At 71.4% G+C, this 18,200-nt stretch carries 19 protein-coding genes; 3 read left to right on the forward strand and 16 right to left on the reverse strand.

From position 1 onward, the window contains the following. Positions 1-96: 96 nt before the first annotated feature. The 5 genes from A6A25_RS31680 to dxr all read right to left on the reverse strand — a co-directional run bounded on the left by A6A25_RS31680 (position 97) and on the right by dxr (position 6,466). Positions 97-1,896: a penicillin-binding transpeptidase domain-containing protein gene (locus tag A6A25_RS31680; protein WP_073896495.1), complete on the reverse strand. Its 1,800-nt coding sequence runs from the start codon at positions 1,894-1,896 to the stop codon at positions 97-99. Between the two features lie 45 nt (positions 1,897-1,941). Beyond that, positions 1,942-2,796, reverse strand: coding sequence for a GNAT family N-acetyltransferase (locus A6A25_RS31685; RefSeq protein ID WP_073896497.1), 855 nt, complete (start codon positions 2,794-2,796; stop codon positions 1,942-1,944). 71 nt (positions 2,797-2,867) lie between these two features. Beyond that, complete coding sequence (gene ispG, locus A6A25_RS31690; protein ID WP_073896499.1) at positions 2,868-4,025, reverse strand: flavodoxin-dependent (E)-4-hydroxy-3-methylbut-2-enyl-diphosphate synthase; 1,158 nt, start codon at positions 4,023-4,025, stop codon at positions 2,868-2,870. A 22-nt stretch (positions 4,026-4,047) separates the two neighbouring features. Continuing rightward, positions 4,048-5,244, reverse strand: a complete 1,197-nt coding sequence (locus tag A6A25_RS31695; RefSeq protein WP_073896501.1) for a M50 family metallopeptidase — start codon at positions 5,242-5,244, stop codon at positions 4,048-4,050. A gap of 1 nt (position 5,245) precedes the next feature. Beyond that, positions 5,246-6,466: a 1-deoxy-D-xylulose-5-phosphate reductoisomerase gene (dxr, locus tag A6A25_RS31700; protein ID WP_073896643.1), complete on the reverse strand. Its 1,221-nt coding sequence runs from the start codon at positions 6,464-6,466 to the stop codon at positions 5,246-5,248. 155 nt (positions 6,467-6,621) lie between these two features. On the opposite strand from dxr, the gene A6A25_RS31705 reads away from it, so the two are divergent. Further along, a complete protein-coding gene (locus A6A25_RS31705) occupies positions 6,622-6,888 on the forward strand; it encodes a GlsB/YeaQ/YmgE family stress response membrane protein (RefSeq protein ID WP_073896502.1) in 267 nt (88 codons plus the stop codon). A 68-nt stretch (positions 6,889-6,956) separates the two neighbouring features. Here A6A25_RS31705 and A6A25_RS31710 read toward each other — a convergent pair whose 3' ends face one another. From A6A25_RS31710 to A6A25_RS31735, 6 genes are read right to left on the reverse strand one after another with little or no spacing between them, the layout of a single operon-like run. Further along, positions 6,957-7,607: a response regulator gene (locus A6A25_RS31710; protein ID WP_073896645.1), complete on the reverse strand. Its 651-nt coding sequence runs from the start codon at positions 7,605-7,607 to the stop codon at positions 6,957-6,959. Positions 7,608-7,609: 2 nt separating this feature from the next. Continuing rightward, positions 7,610-9,271 (reverse strand): sensor histidine kinase, encoded by a 1,662-nt coding sequence (locus A6A25_RS31715; protein ID WP_073896504.1) that lies wholly within the window; start codon positions 9,269-9,271, stop codon positions 7,610-7,612. A gap of 20 nt (positions 9,272-9,291) precedes the next feature. Continuing rightward, the gene (locus A6A25_RS31720) at positions 9,292-10,137 is read right to left on the reverse strand and encodes an ABC transporter permease (protein WP_073896506.1); all 846 of its coding nucleotides are present in this window, start codon (positions 10,135-10,137) and stop codon (positions 9,292-9,294) included. After that, on the reverse strand, positions 10,134-10,979 hold the full coding sequence (locus A6A25_RS31725; RefSeq protein WP_073896647.1) for an ABC transporter permease: 846 nt from the start codon (positions 10,977-10,979) through the stop codon (positions 10,134-10,136). The genes A6A25_RS31720 and A6A25_RS31725 overlap by 4 nt, the downstream gene beginning before the upstream one ends. After that, positions 10,976-12,130 carry a polyamine ABC transporter substrate-binding protein gene (locus A6A25_RS31730; protein WP_073896507.1) on the reverse strand — a complete coding sequence of 385 codons (1,155 nt, stop codon included), beginning with the start codon at positions 12,128-12,130 and terminating at the stop codon, positions 10,976-10,978. The genes A6A25_RS31725 and A6A25_RS31730 overlap by 4 nt, the downstream gene beginning before the upstream one ends. Further along, positions 12,123-13,283, reverse strand: a complete 1,161-nt coding sequence (locus A6A25_RS31735) for an ABC transporter ATP-binding protein (RefSeq protein WP_241829017.1) — start codon at positions 13,281-13,283, stop codon at positions 12,123-12,125. Before A6A25_RS31735 ends, A6A25_RS31730 begins: the two co-directional genes overlap by 8 nt. Before the next feature lie 190 nt (positions 13,284-13,473). Here A6A25_RS31735 and A6A25_RS31740 point away from each other — a divergent pair, with 190 nt between their 5' ends. After that, positions 13,474-13,731, forward strand: a complete 258-nt coding sequence (locus A6A25_RS31740; RefSeq protein WP_241829018.1) for a DUF2631 domain-containing protein — start codon at positions 13,474-13,476, stop codon at positions 13,729-13,731. 30 nt (positions 13,732-13,761) lie between these two features. Here the strand turns inward: A6A25_RS31740 and A6A25_RS31745 are convergent, their stop codons facing one another. The 3 genes from A6A25_RS31745 to rlmN form a co-directional block, all read right to left on the reverse strand. Next, on the reverse strand, positions 13,762-14,037 hold the full coding sequence (locus tag A6A25_RS31745) for a type II toxin-antitoxin system RelE family toxin (RefSeq protein ID WP_073896511.1): 276 nt from the start codon (positions 14,035-14,037) through the stop codon (positions 13,762-13,764). Next, the gene (locus A6A25_RS31750) at positions 14,034-14,306 is read right to left on the reverse strand and encodes a type II toxin-antitoxin system Phd/YefM family antitoxin (RefSeq protein ID WP_073896513.1); all 273 of its coding nucleotides are present in this window, start codon (positions 14,304-14,306) and stop codon (positions 14,034-14,036) included. The genes A6A25_RS31745 and A6A25_RS31750 overlap by 4 nt, the downstream gene beginning before the upstream one ends. Before the next feature lie 239 nt (positions 14,307-14,545). Next, positions 14,546-15,652 carry a 23S rRNA (adenine(2503)-C(2))-methyltransferase RlmN gene (gene rlmN, locus A6A25_RS31755; RefSeq protein WP_073896515.1) on the reverse strand — a complete coding sequence of 369 codons (1,107 nt, stop codon included), beginning with the start codon at positions 15,650-15,652 and terminating at the stop codon, positions 14,546-14,548. A gap of 99 nt (positions 15,653-15,751) precedes the next feature. Between rlmN and A6A25_RS31760 the strand changes: the two genes are divergently transcribed. Further along, positions 15,752-16,441 (forward strand): PadR family transcriptional regulator, encoded by a 690-nt coding sequence (locus A6A25_RS31760; protein ID WP_241829019.1) that lies wholly within the window; start codon positions 15,752-15,754, stop codon positions 16,439-16,441. Between the two features lies 1 nt (position 16,442). Here A6A25_RS31760 and A6A25_RS31765 read toward each other — a convergent pair whose 3' ends face one another. Both A6A25_RS31765 and A6A25_RS31770 read right to left on the reverse strand, forming a co-directional pair. Next, a complete protein-coding gene (locus A6A25_RS31765) occupies positions 16,443-17,426 on the reverse strand; it encodes an aldo/keto reductase (protein ID WP_073896517.1) in 984 nt (327 codons plus the stop codon). Positions 17,427-17,450: 24 nt separating this feature from the next. After that, complete coding sequence (locus tag A6A25_RS31770; protein ID WP_073896519.1) at positions 17,451-18,197, reverse strand: class I SAM-dependent methyltransferase; 747 nt, start codon at positions 18,195-18,197, stop codon at positions 17,451-17,453. Between the last annotated feature and the right edge of the window lie 3 nt (positions 18,198-18,200).

The following is an 18,200-nucleotide window of genomic DNA, read 5'->3' on the forward strand; positions in this document are numbered from 1 at the left end:
GCGCCCGCCAAGCCTGCCCGGCTTCGACCAGCCTAAAGCACCCGAACCCCATGTGAAATCGGGCCTCTGTGGTGCTGTTGCGGGTCCGCCGGCCGTTCAGCCCAACGCGGCCAGGAAGCGGGCGGAGGCGTCCACGGCCGGGGCGGAGCTGTTGGTGCCCAGGACCAGGGTCGCGAACGCCACGTCGCCCCGGTAGCCGACGAACCAGCCGTGGGAGTTCGTGCCGTCGCCGAACTGCGCCGTGCCCGTCTTGCCCCGCACGTCCCCGTACGGCTTGAGCTGCGGCGCGGTGCCGGATTCGACGACTTCCCGCATCATCGCCCGCAACGGCCCCAGCACGGCGGGCGCGGGTGGGGTCGGGGTGCGGTCGACCTTCGTCTCACGGCCCTTCAGCAGCGTCGGCACCGGCATCTCGCCCGCCGCCGTCGTCGCCGCCACCACCGCCATGCCGAACGGGCTGGCCAGCAGCTTGCCCTGGCCGAAGCCGTCCTCCGCCCGCTCCACCACGTCGGTGGCGGGCGGCACGGAACCGGTGATCGTGGTGATCGCCGGGATCTCGAAGTCGACGCCCAGGCCGAACGACTCCGCCGCCTTGGTCAGCGCGTCCGGCGCCATCCCCGCCGCGAGCTGCGCGAACGTCGTGTTGCACGAGAACGCGAACGCCGAGTGCAGCGGGATCGTGCCCTTGTCGAACTCGCGGTCGTTCGGCACCACCCGGCGACCGTCGATGACCGCCTTGCCGGGGCACGGCAGCGGGCTGTCCGCCGTCGCCTGCCCGGACGACATCGCCGCCGCCGCCGTCACGATCTTGAACGTCGACCCGGGCGGGTAGCGGCCGGTCAACGCCATCGGCCCCTCCGCGTCGGCCGGGCCGTTCTGCGCCACCGCCAGCACCTCGCCGGTCGACGCCTGCAGCGCCACCAGCATCGCCGCCTGCGGCACGGGCTCCAGCGCGTCCTCCGCCGCCGCCTGCACGGTCCGGCTCAACGCGGTCGAGATCGCCTGCGCCGGTTCCGGCGCCTGCTCGTGCAGGGTCTCCACCTCGTCACCGGCCGCGTTCACGGTGTAGACGCGCAGCCCGGCCCGACCGGCGATCTCCTCCTCGACCGCCTTGCGCACGGCGGGCAGCACCTGCGACCCGAACGTGCGCGACGGCGCGAGCAGGTTCGTCTGCGTGGTGAACCGCACCCCCGGCAGCTCGTAGATCGCGGGCTTCACGGTCTGGTAGTCCGCGTCACGCAGCGCGGCCACCTGGTAGACCTGCCCGGCGGGCACCTTCGACACGCCTGCCACGATCGAGGCCTGGGTGATCGCGGCGTCGATCGGGTTCAGGGCGGTGGCCAGCGCGGCGGCCACCGTGTTCACGTCGCCCGCCTCCTTGGCGTCGAGCAGGATCGACACGACCAGCTCCGGCGCGAGCAGCGGCGTGCCGTCCCGGTCCAGCACCGGCGCCAGCGCGGGCTTCACCTGGGCCACGCCCAACGTCTGCTGCACGGCCAGCTTCGGGTGCACGACCGAAGGCGCCCAGTGCACCTTCCAGTCGTCCTCTTCGCGGCGCAGGTCGAACTCGGTCCGGTAGCTCCACGCGTGGTCGTGCCCGAGGTCCCAGTCCAGCTGCGCGGTCGCGTCGGCGGTGGTCGACTCGCCCGCCGAGCGCACCTGCTCGACCCTGGCGCTCAGGCCCTCGGGCTTGAGCACCTCGCGGACCTTGCCCAGCACCTCCTTGGCGCCGCCCGGGTCGTCGGTCAGCCCGGCCGCGCCGTCGACGTCACCGGCGGCGAGCTCGGTCAGGAAGTCCCCGGCCACCTGGTCCGGACCGGGACGGGAGGAGAAGAGGCCGCAGCCGCTGACGAGCAGCAGGACCACCCCGAAGAGGGCCACCTTGCGCGCGATCACGGCGCCGAGTATGCCCGGTGTCGCCCGCGACACACCGCGACGGTGTCAGAACAGGACGGTCGCGTACTGGCCGACCTGGGAGAACCCGATCTTGCGGTACGCCGCCTTGGCCACGTCGTTGTAGGAGTTCACGTACAGCGACGCGGTCCGGCCCAGGCCTCTGACCAGGCGTTCGGCCACCGCCGCGGTACCCGCCGCGCCGATGCCCTGGCCGCGGCGGTCCGGCCGCACCCACACGCCCTGGATCTGGCCGACCTTCGCCGACATGGCCCCGATCTCGGCCTTGAACACCACGTCGCCGCCCTCGAACCGGGCGAACGCCCGCCCGCCCGCGATGAGCTCGGCCACCCGTGCCCGGTACGACGCGCCGCCGTCCTCGGCGCACGGGTCGACGCCGACCTCCTCGATGAACATGGCGATCGCGGCGGGCAGGTACCGGTCCAGCTCGTCCGGTCGAACGGGTCGGACGAGCGGGTCCAGCGGGATCGACGGGCTGCCGCCCAACGCCATCAGCGGCTGGTCGGCGCGCACCTCACGGGCCGGCCCCCAGTCGGGTGCCAGTTCCTCCCACAGGCCCAGCACCTGCTCGGCGGGCCCGACCAGCGACGAGCACATGCGGCCGCGGCGGCGGGCGCGGTCGGCGAAACCGCGCAGCGCGGTCGGGTTGCCACGCAGCGGGATCAGGTTCGGCCCGGCGAAGCACAGCGCGTCGACCCGGCCGCCGCGCAGCGACCGGTGGTCGTACGCCCACACCTCGCCGCCGAGCCGCCACGGGTCGAGGCCCGCGACCTCGACCCGGGCGGCGACCATGCAGGACGCCACCGGGTCGGCCGCGAGCACGGCGAGGACCTCCGACAGGTCCCGCTCGTCGAGCAACCGCGCGCCAGCCAACCTCAGCACGTCGTCAAGCCTGCCAGATGGACACCGTTACCCGCGCGTCTGCCACCCGCTCAGCCGACTCCCGACCCGCCTCAGCCGACCGTCACGACGGGTTCGCCGCCGTCGACGGTCTCGCCCATCTCCTCGGCGAGGCGCATGGCCTCCTCGATCAGGGTCTCCACGATCTGGTGCTCGGGCACGGTCTTGATCACCTGGCCCTTGACGAAGATCTGACCCTTGCCGTTGCCCGAGGCCACGCCCAGGTCCGCCTCACGCGCCTCGCCCGGCCCGTTCACCACGCAGCCCATGACGGCGACCCGCAGCGGCACCTCCATGCCCTCCAGGCCCGCCGTGACCTGCTCCGCCAGCGTGTAGACGTCCACCTGCGCACGCCCGCAGGACGGGCACGAGACGATCTCCAGCTTGCGCGGCCGCAGGTTGAGCGACTGCAGGATCTGGTGCCCGACCTTGACCTCTTCGACGGGCGGCGCGGACAGCGAGACGCGGATCGTGTCGCCGATGCCCTGCCGCAGCAGCGCGCCGAAGGCGACCGCCGACTTGATCGTGCCCTGGAACGCCGGGCCGGCCTCCGTCACACCCAGGTGCAGCGGGTAGTCGCACTGCTCGGCCAGCAGCTCGTACGCCCGGATCATCACCACCGGGTCGTTGTGCTTCACCGAGATCTTCAAGTCGTGGAAGTCGTGCTCGGCGAACAGCGACGCCTCCCACAGCGCCGACTCCGCCAGCGCCTCCGGCGTCGCCTTGCCGTACTTCGCCATCAGGCGCGGGTCGAGCGAGCCCGCGTTCACGCCGATCCGGATCGGGGTGTTGTGGTCACGGGCCGCCTGCGCGATCTCCTTGACCTTGTCGTCGAACTTCTTGATGTTGCCCGGGTTCACCCGCACCGCCGCGCACCCGGCCTCGATCGCCGCGAACACGTACTTCGGCTGGAAGTGGATGTCCGCGATGACCGGGATCTGCGACTTCTTCGCGATCGCCGCCAGCGCGTCCGCGTCGTCCTGCGACGGGCACGCCACCCGCACGATGTCGCAGCCCGCCGCGGTCAGCTCCGCGATCTGCTGCAACGTCGCGTTCACGTCCGCCGTGACGGTGGTCGTCATCGACTGCACCGAGACGGGGAACTCGCTGCCGACGCCGACCGAACCCACCATGAGCTGGCGGGTCTTGCGCCGCTCCGACAACACCGGAGGAGGCATCGCCGGAAGACCGAGCATGACGCCGTCACTCATGAACTGGCACCTCTCACTGGGATCACTGGAAGAGCTTGATGGGGTTGACGATGTCGGCGGTGATCGTCAGTAGCGTGACCGACCCGCCGACGAAGATCACGAAGTAGGTCAGCGGCAATAGTCGCAGGTAGTTGACCGGTGCGCCGGCCGGGAGCCCGCGCAGCTTCCGGATCCAGTTTCGCACCCGTTCGTAGAGGTTGACGGCGATGTGACCACCGTCAAGCGGCAGCAGCGGCAGGAGGTTGAACACACCCACGAAGAAGTTCAGGCCCGCCAGCATCAGCCAGAACAGCTGCCACAGGCCCCGGTCGACCGCCTCGCCGCCGAGCCTGCTCGCGCCGACCACGCTGACCGGGCTGTCGATGTCGCGCTCGCCACCGCCGATGGCCTCGATCACGGCCGGGATCTTCTGCGGGAAGGCGATCAGGCCGCGCCAGGTGTTCTCGAACATCGTGCCGGTGAACTGGGTGGCGCCACCGATCGCGGTGATCGCGTTGTACTCGAAGTTGCGCTGCTGGATGACGCCGATCGCGCCGACCTCTTCGGTGTAGCGCGTGCCGTCCTTGCGCTGCATCTCGCGTTCGACCCGGGCGACGTCGGCGGTGAGGGTCAGCTCCTCACCGTCGCGGAGCACCTTGAACTCGGTCGTGCCGGTCCGCTCGCGGGTCTTGGTCAGCACGTCCGCCCAGGTCGGGGTGGCCGCGCCACCCACCGCCACGATCTCGTCACCGACCTGGAAGCCCGCGTCCTTGGCCGGCGAGGGCGCACCGGGCGCGCACTCGGCCTCGGTGCTGCTCTGCACGCACGGGGCCACCTCGGCGATCAGCGCGGAGTCGCGCAGGTTCGGAATGCCCATGGTGAAGGCCATGAAGTACAGGATGATGAAGCCCACGATGAAGTGGGTGATGGAGCCCGCGGACAGCACCACCACGCGCTTCCAGGTCTTCTGCTTGTTGAAGGCGCGGTGCCGGTCCTCCGGCGCGACCTCCTCCAGCGCGGTCATGCCGGTGATCTCGCAGAAGCCACCCGCCGGGATGGCCTTGATGCCGTACTCGGTCTCACCGCGGCGGAAGGACCAGATCTTCGGTCCGAACCCGATGAAGTACCGGGTCACCTTCATCCCGAACATCTTCGCCGTGGCCAGGTGGCCGAGCTCGTGCAGCGCGATGGAGACGCCGATGAGCAGGGCGAACAGCAGAATGCCCAGAAAAACGAGCACGTCAGTCCCTTCCAGACCCCACCGAAGTGGCCACGAGTTCCCGCGCCCGCGCCCGGGCCCATTGCTCCGCCGCGAGGACTTCGTCGACGTCGACCGGCTCGTGCGCCCAGCCGTCCGCCTCCGCGAGCACCCGTTCGACAGTGTCCACGATGGAGGTGAACGACGTGCCGCCGCCGAGGAAGACCGCGACCGCTTCCTCGTTCGCCGCGTTGTAGACCGCGGGCAGGCAGCCACCGCCGGAGCCCGCCTGCCTGGCCAGCCGCACCGCCGGGAACGTCTCGTCGTCCAGCGGCTCGAACGTCCACGCCGTCGCCACGTCGAAAGTACACGCGGCGGCGGCGCCGGGGACGCGGTCGGGCCAGCCCAGGGCCAGCGCGATCGGCAGCTTCATGTCCGGCGGGCTGGCCTGGGCGAGCGTGGAGCCGTCGGTGAACGTGACCATCGAGTGCACGATGGACTGCGGGTGCACGACCACGTCGATGCTCTCGTAGGGCACGCCGAACAGCAGCTGCGCCTCGATCAGCTCCAGGCCCTTGTTGACCAGGGTGGCCGAGTTGATGGTGATGACCGGGCCCATCGACCACGTGGGGTGCGCCATGGCCTCACGCGCGGTGACGTCGGCGAGGTCGGCGCGGGTGCGGCCGCGGAACGGGCCGCCGGAGGCGGTGAGCACGAGCTTGGCGACCTCGTCGGCCCGGCCGCCGCGCAGGCACTGGGCCAGGGCGGAGTGCTCGGAGTCGACCGGCACGAGCTGGCCCGGCTTGGCCGCCTTGAGCACCAGCGGACCGCCCGCGATCAGCGATTCCTTGTTGGCCAGGGCGAGCGTGGCGCCCGTCTTGAGGGCGTGCAGCGTCGGCGCCAGCCCGATGGAGCCGGTGATGCCGTTGAGCACCACGTCGGCGGGGGTGGAGTCGACCAGGTCGGTCATGGCGGTCGGGCCCGCGAGGATGCGCGGCAGCTTGAACGCGCCCTGCGGGTAGCCGCGCTTCTGCGCCTCGGCGTAGAGGGCGAGCGTGACGTCCTCGACCGCGGTGGCCCGGGCGACGGCCACGGCCTGAACGCCGAACTCGACGGCCTGGGCGGCGAGGGCGGCCGGGTCCGCGCCGCCCGCGGCGAGGCCGACCACGGTGAACCGGTCGCGGTTGGCGGCGATGACGTCGAGGGCCTGGGTGCCGACCGACCCGGTCGACCCGAGGACCAGGACGGTGCGTGGTGTGCTCATCACCACCCATTGTGGCCGAACCATCCTGATAGCCCGCACAGCGGTACTTCGATAACGGAACGGTAACGAGCGCGTGGTCTCACCCGAACGTGGGCATTCCTCGATCAAGCGCCCGACGGATCCGCCCGTCGCGGCCATCAGGAAGGAGAGCCCCCGTGGGCATCTTGGGTTGGATCGTCCTCGGCCTCATCGCGGGTGCCATCGCCAAGGCCATCATGCCAGGTCGGGACCCCGGCGGCATCATCATCACGATGCTGCTCGGCATTGTCGGCGCCATCATCGGTGGTTTCGTCGGCCGGGCCATCTTCGGGACCGACATCAACACGTTCTTCGACCTGAGCACCTGGCTGCTCGCCATCCTCGGCTCGCTGATCGTGCTGGGCATCTACCGCATGGTGACCGGTTCCCGAGCCAGGGCATGACGACAGGAACAAGCAACCACTCAGGGTGTGCCCCGTCGAGAAATCGGCGGGGCACACTCGCGTCCGGGCTAATTCGCCAGGCCCGCGTCCCGCGCCAGCAGGGCCGCCTGCACCCGGTTGGTGAGCCCGAGCTTGGCCAGCAGCCTGCTCACGTAGGTCTTCACGGTCGCCTCGCTCATGTGCAACCGCTGCCCGACGTCGGCGTTCGACATGCCGAGCCCGAGCAGCGACAACACCTCGACCTCGCGTTCGGTCAGCCCTTCGACCTGGCGCATCGCCTCCTGGCGGCGCGGCTGGCCCACCTGCGCCACCATCCCCACCACCCGGCTCGTGACCATGGGTGACAGATATGCCTCGCCCGAGTGAACGGCGCGCACCGCGCGTAGCAGCTCCTCCGGGGCGGAGTCCTTGAGCAGGAAGCCCGCGGCGCCGTCGGACAGCGCCCGGACGATGTTGTCGTCCTCGCCGAACGTGGTGAGCATCACCACCCGCACAGAGGGCGCGACGGTGCGCAACTCGCGTGCCGCGGCCAGGCCGTCCAGGCGGGGCATCCGGATGTCGAGCACGGCGACGTCCACCCGCCGTTCCAGCGCGATGCGCACGGCTTCCCGGCCGTCACCGGCCTCCGCGACCAGCTCGATGTCGTCGGCGGTGCCGAGGATGGCCTTGATGCCCGCGCGCATCAGCGGCTCGTCGTCGGCGATGAGGACCCGGATCACGTTCACATCCCCTGCAGGTGGGTGTTCTTCTCGACCAGGGTGCCGTTCGCGAAGCAGAACCGCACGATCTTGGTCGCACGCGAGGAGTACGTCTGCACGTCGGCCACGCGGTACTCGCACTCCGCGCCGGGAGGCTCCGGCGCGGCGTCGGACGTGATGTCGCCCAGCGGCGGCTCGGCACCGCCCGGGAGCCTGGCCATCACCTCGGCCTGCGACTGCCCGACCGACACCGAGTCGTACAACTGCTCGGACACCACCTTGGTGACGGGCTGCGACCCGATCCACGTGTAGCCGCCGACCACCACCAGCACCACGATCCCGGCCAGCACGATCGAGCCGACGCCCGCCCACTTGCGGATGCCGGTCGGCTTGGCGGGCTCGGGCTGCTCCTCGTCGGACGGCTCGTCGCCCGCCGCCGCGGTGTCCTCGTACGGCAGCACGGCCGCGATCCGGAACCCGCCGGTCGGCAACTCCCCGACGTGCAGCATGCCGCCCGCCAGCCGCACCCGCTCACCCAGCCCGATCAGGCCGAACCCGCCGCCGCTCGGCAGCTTCGTGCGGGGCGGGTTGTTGCGCACCTCCACCACCAGCGCGTCCGGCTCGTACTTCACGGTCACCTGCACGCTCGCGCCCGGCGCGTGCTTGTTGGCGTTGGTCAGGCCCTCCTGCGCGATGCGGTACGCCGCGTGGCTGACCTTCGCGGGCAGCGGCACGGGCTGGCCACCGCGGACGAGGCTGACCCGCACACCGGCCCGCCGAGCGCCGTCGACCAGTTCGTCGATCGCGTCCACCGTCCGGTTGTCGGTTCCACCGACGGTCGTCCGGCGGGCCTGGTCCTCCTCGGGCTCCTCGTCACGCCGCAGCACGCCGATGACGCCGCGCAGCTCTTCCATCGCCGTCAGGGCCGCGCTGCGCAGCACCTGCACCGCCTCGCGCTGCCGTTCGCCGAGGCCGGAGTCCAGGGCCAGCGCGCCCGCGTGCACGGAGATGAGGCTGAGCCGGTGGCCGAGGCTGTCGTGCATGTCCTGGGCGATCCGGTTGCGCTCGCGCAGCCTGACCTGGCGCGACACCATCCGCCGCTCGCGCACCACCCGTTCCTCGCGCTCCTGCAGCGCCGCGACCAGGGCGTTGCGCTGGGCCGCGTACCGGCCGACCAGGAACGGCAGTGCCACGACCATGCCGTAGACGGTCAGCATCACGAACTGGCCGAACGGCCCGGAGAGGCCGGGCGTCGACACACCCCAGGCGAACATGTGCAGGGCGAGCGCGAGGACCGCGGTGAGCAGCGAGCGCTGCCACGGCGCGATCCGGTAACCGGCGGAGTAGGCCAGCATGACCACCATCGCCACGCCGCCGTGCTCGGCGCTGAAGACGACCCAGGTGCCGATCAGCAGGGCCAGCGCGGGGAACAGCAGCCTGGTCAGGAAGATCGCCACGTACCCGACACCGAGCGCGATCAGCTCCCAGCCGGACAGCCGCCAGTTGCTCGCGACCCAGCCGGGGAACACGTCCAGGCCGAGCAGCAGGGCGATGGCCAGCACCTCACGCCCCACCCGCCAGGGCGTGACCTGGCCGAGGCGTTCGGCGTGGGTGCGCAGGAACGCGGCGGGCGCCTCCCGGAGGTCCGGCAGGACGGGCCGCAGCCGCTGAACGACAGACGTCACAGGGCACCACGGTAGGAGACCTACCCGCCGGTCGGCCGCGTTCCTTGGTCTCGACCGCTGCCGACGAAAGTTGACGCAGGTGACGCGCGCCGGGCGCGCCAGGCGACGACGAGCACGCCCGCGATCAGCACGGCCGCGCTGACCGCCACCATCAGCGTCGACAACGCGACGATCTCCGGCGACACGCCCCGGCGGCCGGCTTGGGCGTAGACGAACACGGGCAGCGTGGTGGAGCCGACACCGGTCAGGTAGCTGGACGTCACCACGTCGTCGAACGACAGCAGGAACGCGAACGCCGCCCCGGCCGCCACCGCGGGCGCGACCAGCGGCAACGTGACGGTGCGGAACGCCACCAGCGGGCTCGCGCCGAGGTCGGCGGCGGCCTCCTCGAGGCGGGGGTCCAGCCCGGCCACCCGGGCGCGCACCACGACCACCACGAAGCTCAGCGAGAACGCCACGTGCGCGGCCAGCAGCGCGCCGAACCCGAGCGGGATGCCCGCCAGCTTCACGCAGAACCCGAGCAGCGCCACCCCCAGCACCACCTCGGGCACCACGAGCGGCAGGCTCAACAGGACCGTCCACACGCCCCGGCCGGGGAACGCGCGGCGCAACCCGAACGCGGCGAGCGTGCCGATGGCGGTGGCGACCACGGCGCTCGTCGCGGCCAGCCGCAGGCTCAGCCCCAGCGCGTCGAGCACGCGCGCGTCGCCGAACAGCTCGACGTACCAGCGCGTCGACAGCCCGGTGACGCGGCTCAGCGACCGCGAGTCGTTGAACGAGACCAGCGCCAGCCACCCGATCGGCGCGTAGAGGAACCCGAACACCAGCGCGGCGACCACGCCCAGCGCCCACGGCCGCCGGCTCACAGCACGTCCTCGCCGCGCCGGCCGCGCAGCACCAGCACGACCGCCACCAGCACCAGCAGCACCACCGCCATCGCCGACCCGAGCGGCCAGTTGTTGCCGCCGCGGAACTGGTCGTCGATCACGCTGCCGAACGTCGACTGGCCCACCCCGCCGAGCAGCTTCGGCGTCACGAAATCACCCGCCGACGGCACGAAGACCAGCAACGACCCGGCCAGCACCCCCGGGAACACGCCGGGCAGCACCACCCGCAGGAACGTCGACGCCCGGCCGTGCCCCAGGTCGTAGGACGCCTCCACCTGCCGGTGGTCGAACCGCTCGCACGCCACGTACAGGGGCAGCACCATGAACGGCAGGAACCCGTACGTCAGCCCCACCACCACCGCGCCGTGCGTCAACAGGAACCCGCCGTCGCGGTCGAGCCCCACGGCGCCCAGCAGCAGGTTGACCAGGCCGTCACCGTCCAGCAGCGCCTTCCACGCGTAGATCCGGGCCAGGTAGCTCGACCAGAACGGCACCAGCACCGCCACCAGCAGCGCGGTCCGCAGCCGGCCGCCGTGCCGGGCGATGAACCACGCCAGCGGGAAGCCCAGGAGCAGGCACAACGCCGTGGTCGCGCCCGCGTAGGCCAGCGTGCGGCCGAAGATCGGCAGGAACGCCGGGTCCAGCGCGGTCGCGTACGCCCGCAGCGTCCACGGCAGCACGGCGCGCGCCACGCCGGTGTCACGGGTGGCGAAGCTGAACTGCACCACCAGCGCCAGCGGCGCGATCAGGAACAGGCCGAGCCACACCCCGGTCGGCGCGAGCAGACCCGTGGCGACCAGCCACCGCGGCCGGACCGTCAACCGGTCTTCACCCTGGTCCACGCGTCGGCGTAGCGGGCTTCCACGTCCGCGCCGAGGTCCTTGGTGAACGGCAGCTTCGCCAACTGCTCGTCCGACGGGTAGACCAGCGGGTCGTCGAGCAGCTCGGGGTCGATCATCGGCTTGGCGGCCTCGTTCGGGCTGCCGTAGCGGATCGCGTTGGCCAGCGCGGCGCCGACCGACGGCTCCAGCACGTAGTCGATGAACTTGTGCGCGTTCTCCGCGTGCGGCGCGTCCTTCGGCACGCACAGCAGGTCGACGTAGGACAGGCCGCCCTCGACCGGGATGGCGTAGGCCAGGTCCTCGTTCGCCTCGCGGGCCTGGAACGCGTCACCGGAGTACGCCTGGGCCAGCGGCACCTGACCGGAGGTGAGCGGCTCGATCACGTCCGAGGTGATCTGGCCGAGCTTCTTCTTCAGCTCCAGCAGGACTTCCACGGCTTCGGCGAGCTGCTTCTCGTCGGTGGTGTTCGGGTCGTGGCCGAGCTTGAGCAGGCCGAGCGCCATCGCGTCGCGCGCCTCGTCCAGGATCGTGCCGCGGCCCTGCGCGGCGGCCAGGTCGTAGGCCGAGAACCCGGTCACCTCGCCGAGCTGCGACTTCGAGTACGCCAGGCCCGTCGTGCCCCACGCCCACGGCACCGAGTGGGCGTGACCCGGGTCGTAGTCGGCCTCGGTGAACCGCTTGCCCACGTTCTTCAGGTTCGGCAGGAGGTCGTGGTCCAGCGGGGAGAGCAGCCCAGAGCGCAGGAACCGGCGCAGGAAGTTGTCGCTGGGCACCACGAGGTCGTACCCGGCCGCGCCGGAGGCGATCTTGGCTTCCATCTCGTCGTTGGAGCTGAAGTTGTCGTAGGTGACGTCGATGCCCGAGGCGTCGGTGAAGCCGGACAGCGTGTCGGGCGCGATGTAGTCGGTCCAGTTGTAGAAGTTGAGCTTCGGCTCGACGACCGCGTTGGTCGCCTTGGTGCTCGACGCGGGCGTCGTGCTGCTGGTGGCGGTCGACGGTGCCTCCCCCACCCCGCACGCCCCGGTGGCGGCCAGTGCGAAGAACGCCGTCGACCGCAGCATCGTCCGGCGGGTCACTCGCGGGTTCCCGGTGTCCCAGAGGCGGGCGATCCGGAGGTGCTTCTCACTCATCGACGCTCCCCAGCAGCACGGTGAAGTCGGGATCCCAGGCCATCCGCACGGCCTGGCCCGGCGAGCCCGCGTCGGCGACGCGGCGGGTGTTCTGGACGAACGCGACCAGCTCCGCGCCGCCCGGCACGTCCACCACGTACTGCGTGGACACGCCCGCGTACACGACGTCGCGGACCGTGCCGGTGAGCACGCACCAGCCGGTGGGCGGCTCGTCGGCGAGGTCGTGCAGGTGCACCTTCTCCGGGCGCACGGTCGCCGCGACGCGCTGCCCGTGGCGGATGACGTGGCCGTTCAGCGGTGCTCGGAGGCCGGTGACGCCCGGCGCGTCCAGCACCGCCCAGCGACCGTCCACACCGGACACTCGCGCGTCCAGGATGTTGGACGTGCCGATGAACCCGGCGACGAACCGGGTGGCCGGGCGCTCGTAGACGTCCTCCGGGTAGCCGACCTGCGCCAGCCGGCCCGCGTTCATCACGGCGACGCGGTGGGACAGCACCAGCGCTTCCTCCTGGTCGTGCGTGACGTAGAGGAAGGTGGTGCCGACCTCGCGCTGGATGCGCATCAGCTCGATCTGCAACTCCTTGCGCAGCACCGCGTCCAACGCGCCCAGCGGCTCGTCCAGCAGCAACAGCCGCGGCCCGGCCGCCAGCGCGCGGGCGATCGCGACGCGTTGCTGCTGGCCGCCGGACAGCTGCGCGGGCCGCCGCTTGGCGTACCGGTCGAGTCGGACCAGCTCCAGGTGCTCGCCCACCACCTGCTTCAGCCGCGCACCGCGCACACCCTTGCGCTTGACGCCGTAGGCGACGTTGTCCCACACCGACAGGTGCGGGAACAGGGCGTAGGACTGGAAGACGGTGTTCACGTCACGCCGGTAGGGCGGCACGCCGACGACGTCCACCCCGTCCAGCTCGATCCGGCCCGCGGTCGGGTCCTCGAACCCGGCGATCATGCGCAGCAACGTCGTCTTGCCGCAGCCGGACGGGCCGAGGACGGAGAAGAACTCGCCTTCGTGGATCCGCAACGTGACGTCGTCCACCGCGGTCTGGTCGGCGAAGCGCTTGGTGACGCCGTGCAGGCCGACTTCGACCGGCGCGAACGTGTCCGGCATGCGGCCTTCGGCCGGGTGGAAGCCTGCTACCGGCTGTTCGGTCAACCTCGTCGCCTTTCTGGGCAGTCGGGTGCCCGTTCCGGCCTGGCGGGGTGCGGCGAACACGCGGCGAACTCGCGCGCGGGCCGAGGGTAGACGTCACAGCGGTGCCGCGCACCTCACGTCTCGTGCGGGACGGGCGTGTGCGACGATGGCGCAGTTGGTGAACGTGATCGGGCAGGAAGGTCGTGCGGCTGTGTCTTCGTCCTCGGAACTGGACAAGCGTCCGGCGGTCGACCCCCACGAAGAGCCGTCGGCCGAGTGGGGTTGGCACGGCGGGTTCCCCAAGGGCATCAAGATCGCGGGCTGGCTCTCCACCCTGGCTGTGTTCTCGTTGCTGATCGGCAACCACCACGGCCGAACCGAAGACCTCTGGGTCGTCCTCACGGGCCTCACCATGGCCGCCCTGCTGATCTGGGACCAGGTCCGCAGCCGCACCTCCTGGCGCCGCTAGCCCGAGGCCGCCTGGCGGCGACGCGCGGGCTCAGCGCGGCCGGTACACGTCGGCGCGGTGTTCGACGCGCAGCACGGTGACCTCGCGCCGTTCGTCGTCGATCTCGTAGAGCACCCGGAAGGCTCCACGCCGAGCCGAGTGGACGCCCTCCAGCTCGTAGCGCAGCGGCTTTCCGACGCGGTGAGGGTTGTCCAGCAACGTGTGCGTGATGAACTCGATCACGGCCGAGGCCACGCCCTCGGGCAGCTTGTCCTGGATGGTTCGCGCGGCACTGGTCGAGACTTGGAGTTCGTACGGTCGGTTCACGAGCGAGGCCGCAGCGCTCGAACGGCCTCCACTCCGCGAACCACGTCGCCACGAGCTACCTCGTCGCGGCTCTGCCTGATCGCCGCCATGGCGTTCGGGTCACTGAGGACTTCCAGCGTCTCCTCCAGCGCGGCCAGGTCGTCGTAGCCGATCAGCACGGCCGCGGGTCGTCCGTTCCGAGTGACCACCACGCGCTCGTGCTCGCGCTCGGCCCGATCCACGAAGTCCGACAAGTGGTCGCGCACCGATCGCAACGGTTCAACGGTCATGGCCACAATTGTGGCACGCCGGACGGCGAGCTTCCAGCGTCAGCCCCGGCGACGAGCCGGCCGGGCATCACGACGTTGGTGTCGAGGACGATCACTCCGGGAACTCCGCCGCTCGCGCTCGCTCCGCGCGCTGCGGAAGCTCGATCGGCTGGTCACCCACGCCGCTGAACCGCCGCCGAATCCTCGACCCCATCCCCGGGCCGGGTGTCGGTTCGGTCAACGCCGAGGCCAGCGGTCGCTCAGCCCTCGGCGGCGAGTTGGCCGCAGGCGGCCGCGATCTCCTGGCCGCGCGTGTCACGGACGGTGCACGCGACGCCCTGGTCGTTGACCCGGCGCACGAACTCCCGCTCCACCGGCTTCGGCGACGCGTCCCACTTCGAGCCCGGTGTCGGGTTCAGCGGGATGACGTTCACGTGCACCAACTGGCCCAAGTGCTTGCGCAGCAGCTTGCCCAGCATGTCCGCACGCCACGGCTGGTCGTTGATGTCGCGGATCAGGGCGTACTCGATCGACACCCGGCGACCCGTGCGGTCGGCGTAACCACGCGCCGCCTCCAGCACCTCGGCGACCTTCCACCGCGTGTTCACCGGCACCAACGTGTCCCGCAGCTCGTCGTCCGGCGTGTGCAGCGACACGGCCAGCCGCACCTGGAGGTTCTCCTCCGTCAGCTTCCGGATCGCGGGCACCAGGCCCACCGTCGACACCGTCACCGAGCGCTGCGAGATGCCCAACCCGTCCGGCGCGGGGTCGCAGATCCGGTGCACCGACTCGACCACGCGCTTGTAGTTGGCCAGCGGCTCGCCCATGCCCATGAACACGATGTTGGACAGCCGCCCCGGCCCGCCCGGCAGCTCGCCGTCACGCATGGCCGCCGCGCCGCGCCGCACCTGGTCCACGATCTCCGCCGTCGACAGGTTCCGGGTCAGGCCGCCCTGCCCCGTGGCGCAGAACGGGCACGCCATGCCGCAGCCCGCCTGCGACGAGATGCACAGCGTGGCGCGGTCGGGGTAGCGCATCAGGACGCTCTCGACCAACGTGCCGTCGTGCGCGCGCAGCAACGTCTTGCGCGTCGTGCCGCCATCGGCCTCGACGCTGCGCAGCTCCGTCCACAACGGCGGCATCAGGTCGGTGACCAGGCGTCCCCTGGCGGCGGCGGGGATGTCGGTCATCGCGTCGGGGTCGACGGTCAACCGGCCGAAGTAGTGGTTCGACAGCTGCGCGGCGCGGAACGGCTTCTCACCGAGCGCGGCGACCGCCTCTCGACGCTGGTCGGCGGAGAGGTCGGCGAGGTGGCGCGGCGGCAGGCCGCGCTTGGGCGCGTCGAAGACGAGGGGGAGGGCAGTCATAGCGCCCTCCAGTGTCCCACGCGCGCCGAGTGCGCAGGACCACGCCGACCGCGACCGTCGTCACCGTTGCATCACGATACGTTCCGATATATCGTCAACATGTCGCAACCGATCGACAGAAGGGGCAAGACGATGTTCTTCCAAGAACCCGGACGCCGCGAGCACCGGCACCACCACCCGCGCAGGCACCACCGCGACCGCGACTTCGGCGACCCGAGGCACGGTTTCGGCGGCGGGGGCCCGTTCCCCGGCCCTCCCCTCCCGCCCGAACCGCCGGGCTTCTTCGGCCACGGTCGGGGAAGGGGTCGGGGCCGTGGCGGAAGGCAGCGCAGGGGCAACGTCCGCGCGGCCGTCCTGACGCTGCTGGCCGAACGGCCCATGCACGGCTACGAGATGATCCAGGAGATCGGCCGCCGCACCGACGGCCTCTGGCGGCCCAGCCCGGGCTCGGTCTACCCGACCCTGCAACTGCTGGCCGACGAGGGCCTGGTCGCCTCCGCCGAGGAAGCGGGCGGCAAGAAGTTGTTCACGCTGACCGAGACCGGTCAGGCGGAAGCCGCGAAGCTCGAAGGCGCGCCGCCCTGGCAGCAGGTCAACGACGACCTCGACGCGCACGCGGCGAAACTGCGCACGGCCGCACGCCACCTCGGCGCGGCCATGCAGCAGATGGCGCACGCGGGCACGCGGGAACAGCAGGCGCGGGCCGTCGAAGTGCTCGGCGAGGCCCGCCGCAAGCTGTACGCGATCCTCGGCGAGCTCGACGTCGAGGAAGATGACCCGGAAGAGTGATCTACCAGCGGTCGTGGACCAGCGGCCGGATCAGCGAGTCGTACACCGCGCGCACCTCGTCCTGCGCCTGCGCCGACAACGGCGCCAGGTCCGCGGCGGCCGAGTTGGCCCTGGCCTGCTCGCCGTTGCGCGCGCCGGGGATGACCACGGTGACGCCGGGCTGGTCCACGATCCACCGCAGCGCGAACTGCGCCATGGTCGCACCGGACGGCACGAGTGGCCGCAGCCGCTCCACCGCCTCCAAACCGACCTCGAACGGCACGCCGGAGAACGTCTCGCCGACGTCGAACGCGTCACCGTTGCGGTTGTAGTTGCGGTGGTCGTCGGCGGAGAACGTGGTCGACGCCGTGTACTTGCCGGACAGCAGCCCCGAGGCGAGCGGAACGCGGGCGATGATCGCCACGCCCGCCTCCGCCGCCGCGGGCAGCACCCGCTCCAGCGGCTTGTGGCGCAGCGCGTTCAGGATGATCTGGACGCTCGCGACACCCGGCCGGGCGATCGCGGTCAGCGCCTCCTCGACGGTCTCCACGCTCACGCCGTACGCGGCGATCCGCTCGGCCTGCACCATCTCGTCGAGGGTGTCGAACACCTCGTCGGTGGAGTAGACCGGGGTCGGCGGGCAGTGCAACTGGACCAGGTCGAGCGTGTCGACGCCGAGGTTGGCGCGCGACCGGTCGTTCCAGGCCAGGAAGTTCTCCCTGCTGTAGTTCTCCGGCGTCTGCTCGACCCGGCGGCCCATCTTGGTGGCCACCGTGATGCCGGTGTCGCCGCGCTCGCGGAGGAACTTGCCGATCAGCGTCTCGCTGCGGCCGTCGCCGTAGACGTCGGCGGTGTCGAAGAAGTTCACGCCGGTGTCGGCGGCGGCGTGCAGCACGGCCAGCGCGTCGGACTCCTCGACCTGGCCCCAGTCCGCGCCGAGTTGCCAGCAGCCCAGACCGATGACGCCGATCTGCCGACCCAACCTGCCCGCGTTCCTGTTCTCCACGGTACGGATCCTAGGTGAGCGCTCTCATGGCAGCACAATCCCGGCCGGCTTGCGCCTGACGTGCAGGCGGTAGCCGACCTCGAACGACAGGCCGGGCGTGCGCGCGATGGCCTTCGCCGCGACCGCCTCGGAGAACTCGATCCGCAGCACGGCTTCGAGGTCCTCACGACGTTCGAACCGCCACAGCGCGCGCACGCGGCGCAAAGAGAAGCCCTGATCGGCGAAGAACCGCTCCACGTCAACGGGGTTGTAGCGGGGCTCGTCGGCGCACAGCCACGGCCCGTACGGCTCGGCGAAGCCGTCGAGGTCCACGATCGCCAGCGCGCCGCCGGGTCTGAGCACCCGCTCGGCTTCGCGCAGGCCCGGCTCGCAGCCGGGACCGAAGAAGTACGCCGTGCGGGCGTGCACGAGGTCCGCGGTCGCGTCGCGCAACGGCAGCCGTTGCGCGGGCCCGGCCACCGCCTCGGCGTTCGGCACGTCCGCCACCCGTGCCCGGGCGCGCCGCACCAGCGGTGGGTGCGGCTCGACCCCGATCACCGAACGCGCGTCCCGGGCGAACACCGGCAGGTGGAACCCGTCACCGCAGCCGACGTCGACCACGTCCCGCCCGGCCCAGTCGAACTCCTCGCGCAGCGCGCTCCAGATGGCGCCGTCCACGTCCTGCGCGCGGTTCTCGACCTCGTAGACCTCGGGCCAGTGCCAGATGTTCGGGCTGGGCAGGACGTCTACCGGCCGTACGGCGGCCAAGGCGGCGCGGACGAATCCCTTCACGGG

This window comes from Saccharothrix sp. CB00851, assembly GCF_001905065.1.
GTDB lineage: Bacteria > Actinomycetota > Actinomycetes > Mycobacteriales > Pseudonocardiaceae > Actinosynnema.

Coding starts and splice junctions, on each gene's coding strand:
- A6A25_RS31750 (WP_073896513.1), bottom strand. CDS start 14,306: ATGACCGTTGAACCGTTGCGATCGGTGCGCGACCACTTGTCGGACTTC.
- rlmN (WP_073896515.1), bottom strand. CDS start 15,652: ATGACTGCCCTCCCCCTCGTCTTCGACGCGCCCAAGCGCGGCCTGCCG.
- ispG (WP_073896499.1), bottom strand. CDS start 4,025: ATGAGTGACGGCGTCATGCTCGGTCTTCCGGCGATGCCTCCTCCGGTG.
- A6A25_RS31730 (WP_073896507.1), bottom strand. CDS start 12,130: ATGAGTGAGAAGCACCTCCGGATCGCCCGCCTCTGGGACACCGGGAAC.
- dxr (WP_073896643.1), bottom strand. CDS start 6,466: ATGAGCACACCACGCACCGTCCTGGTCCTCGGGTCGACCGGGTCGGTC.
- A6A25_RS31760 (WP_241829019.1), top strand. CDS start 15,752: ATGTCGCAACCGATCGACAGAAGGGGCAAGACGATGTTCTTCCAAGAA.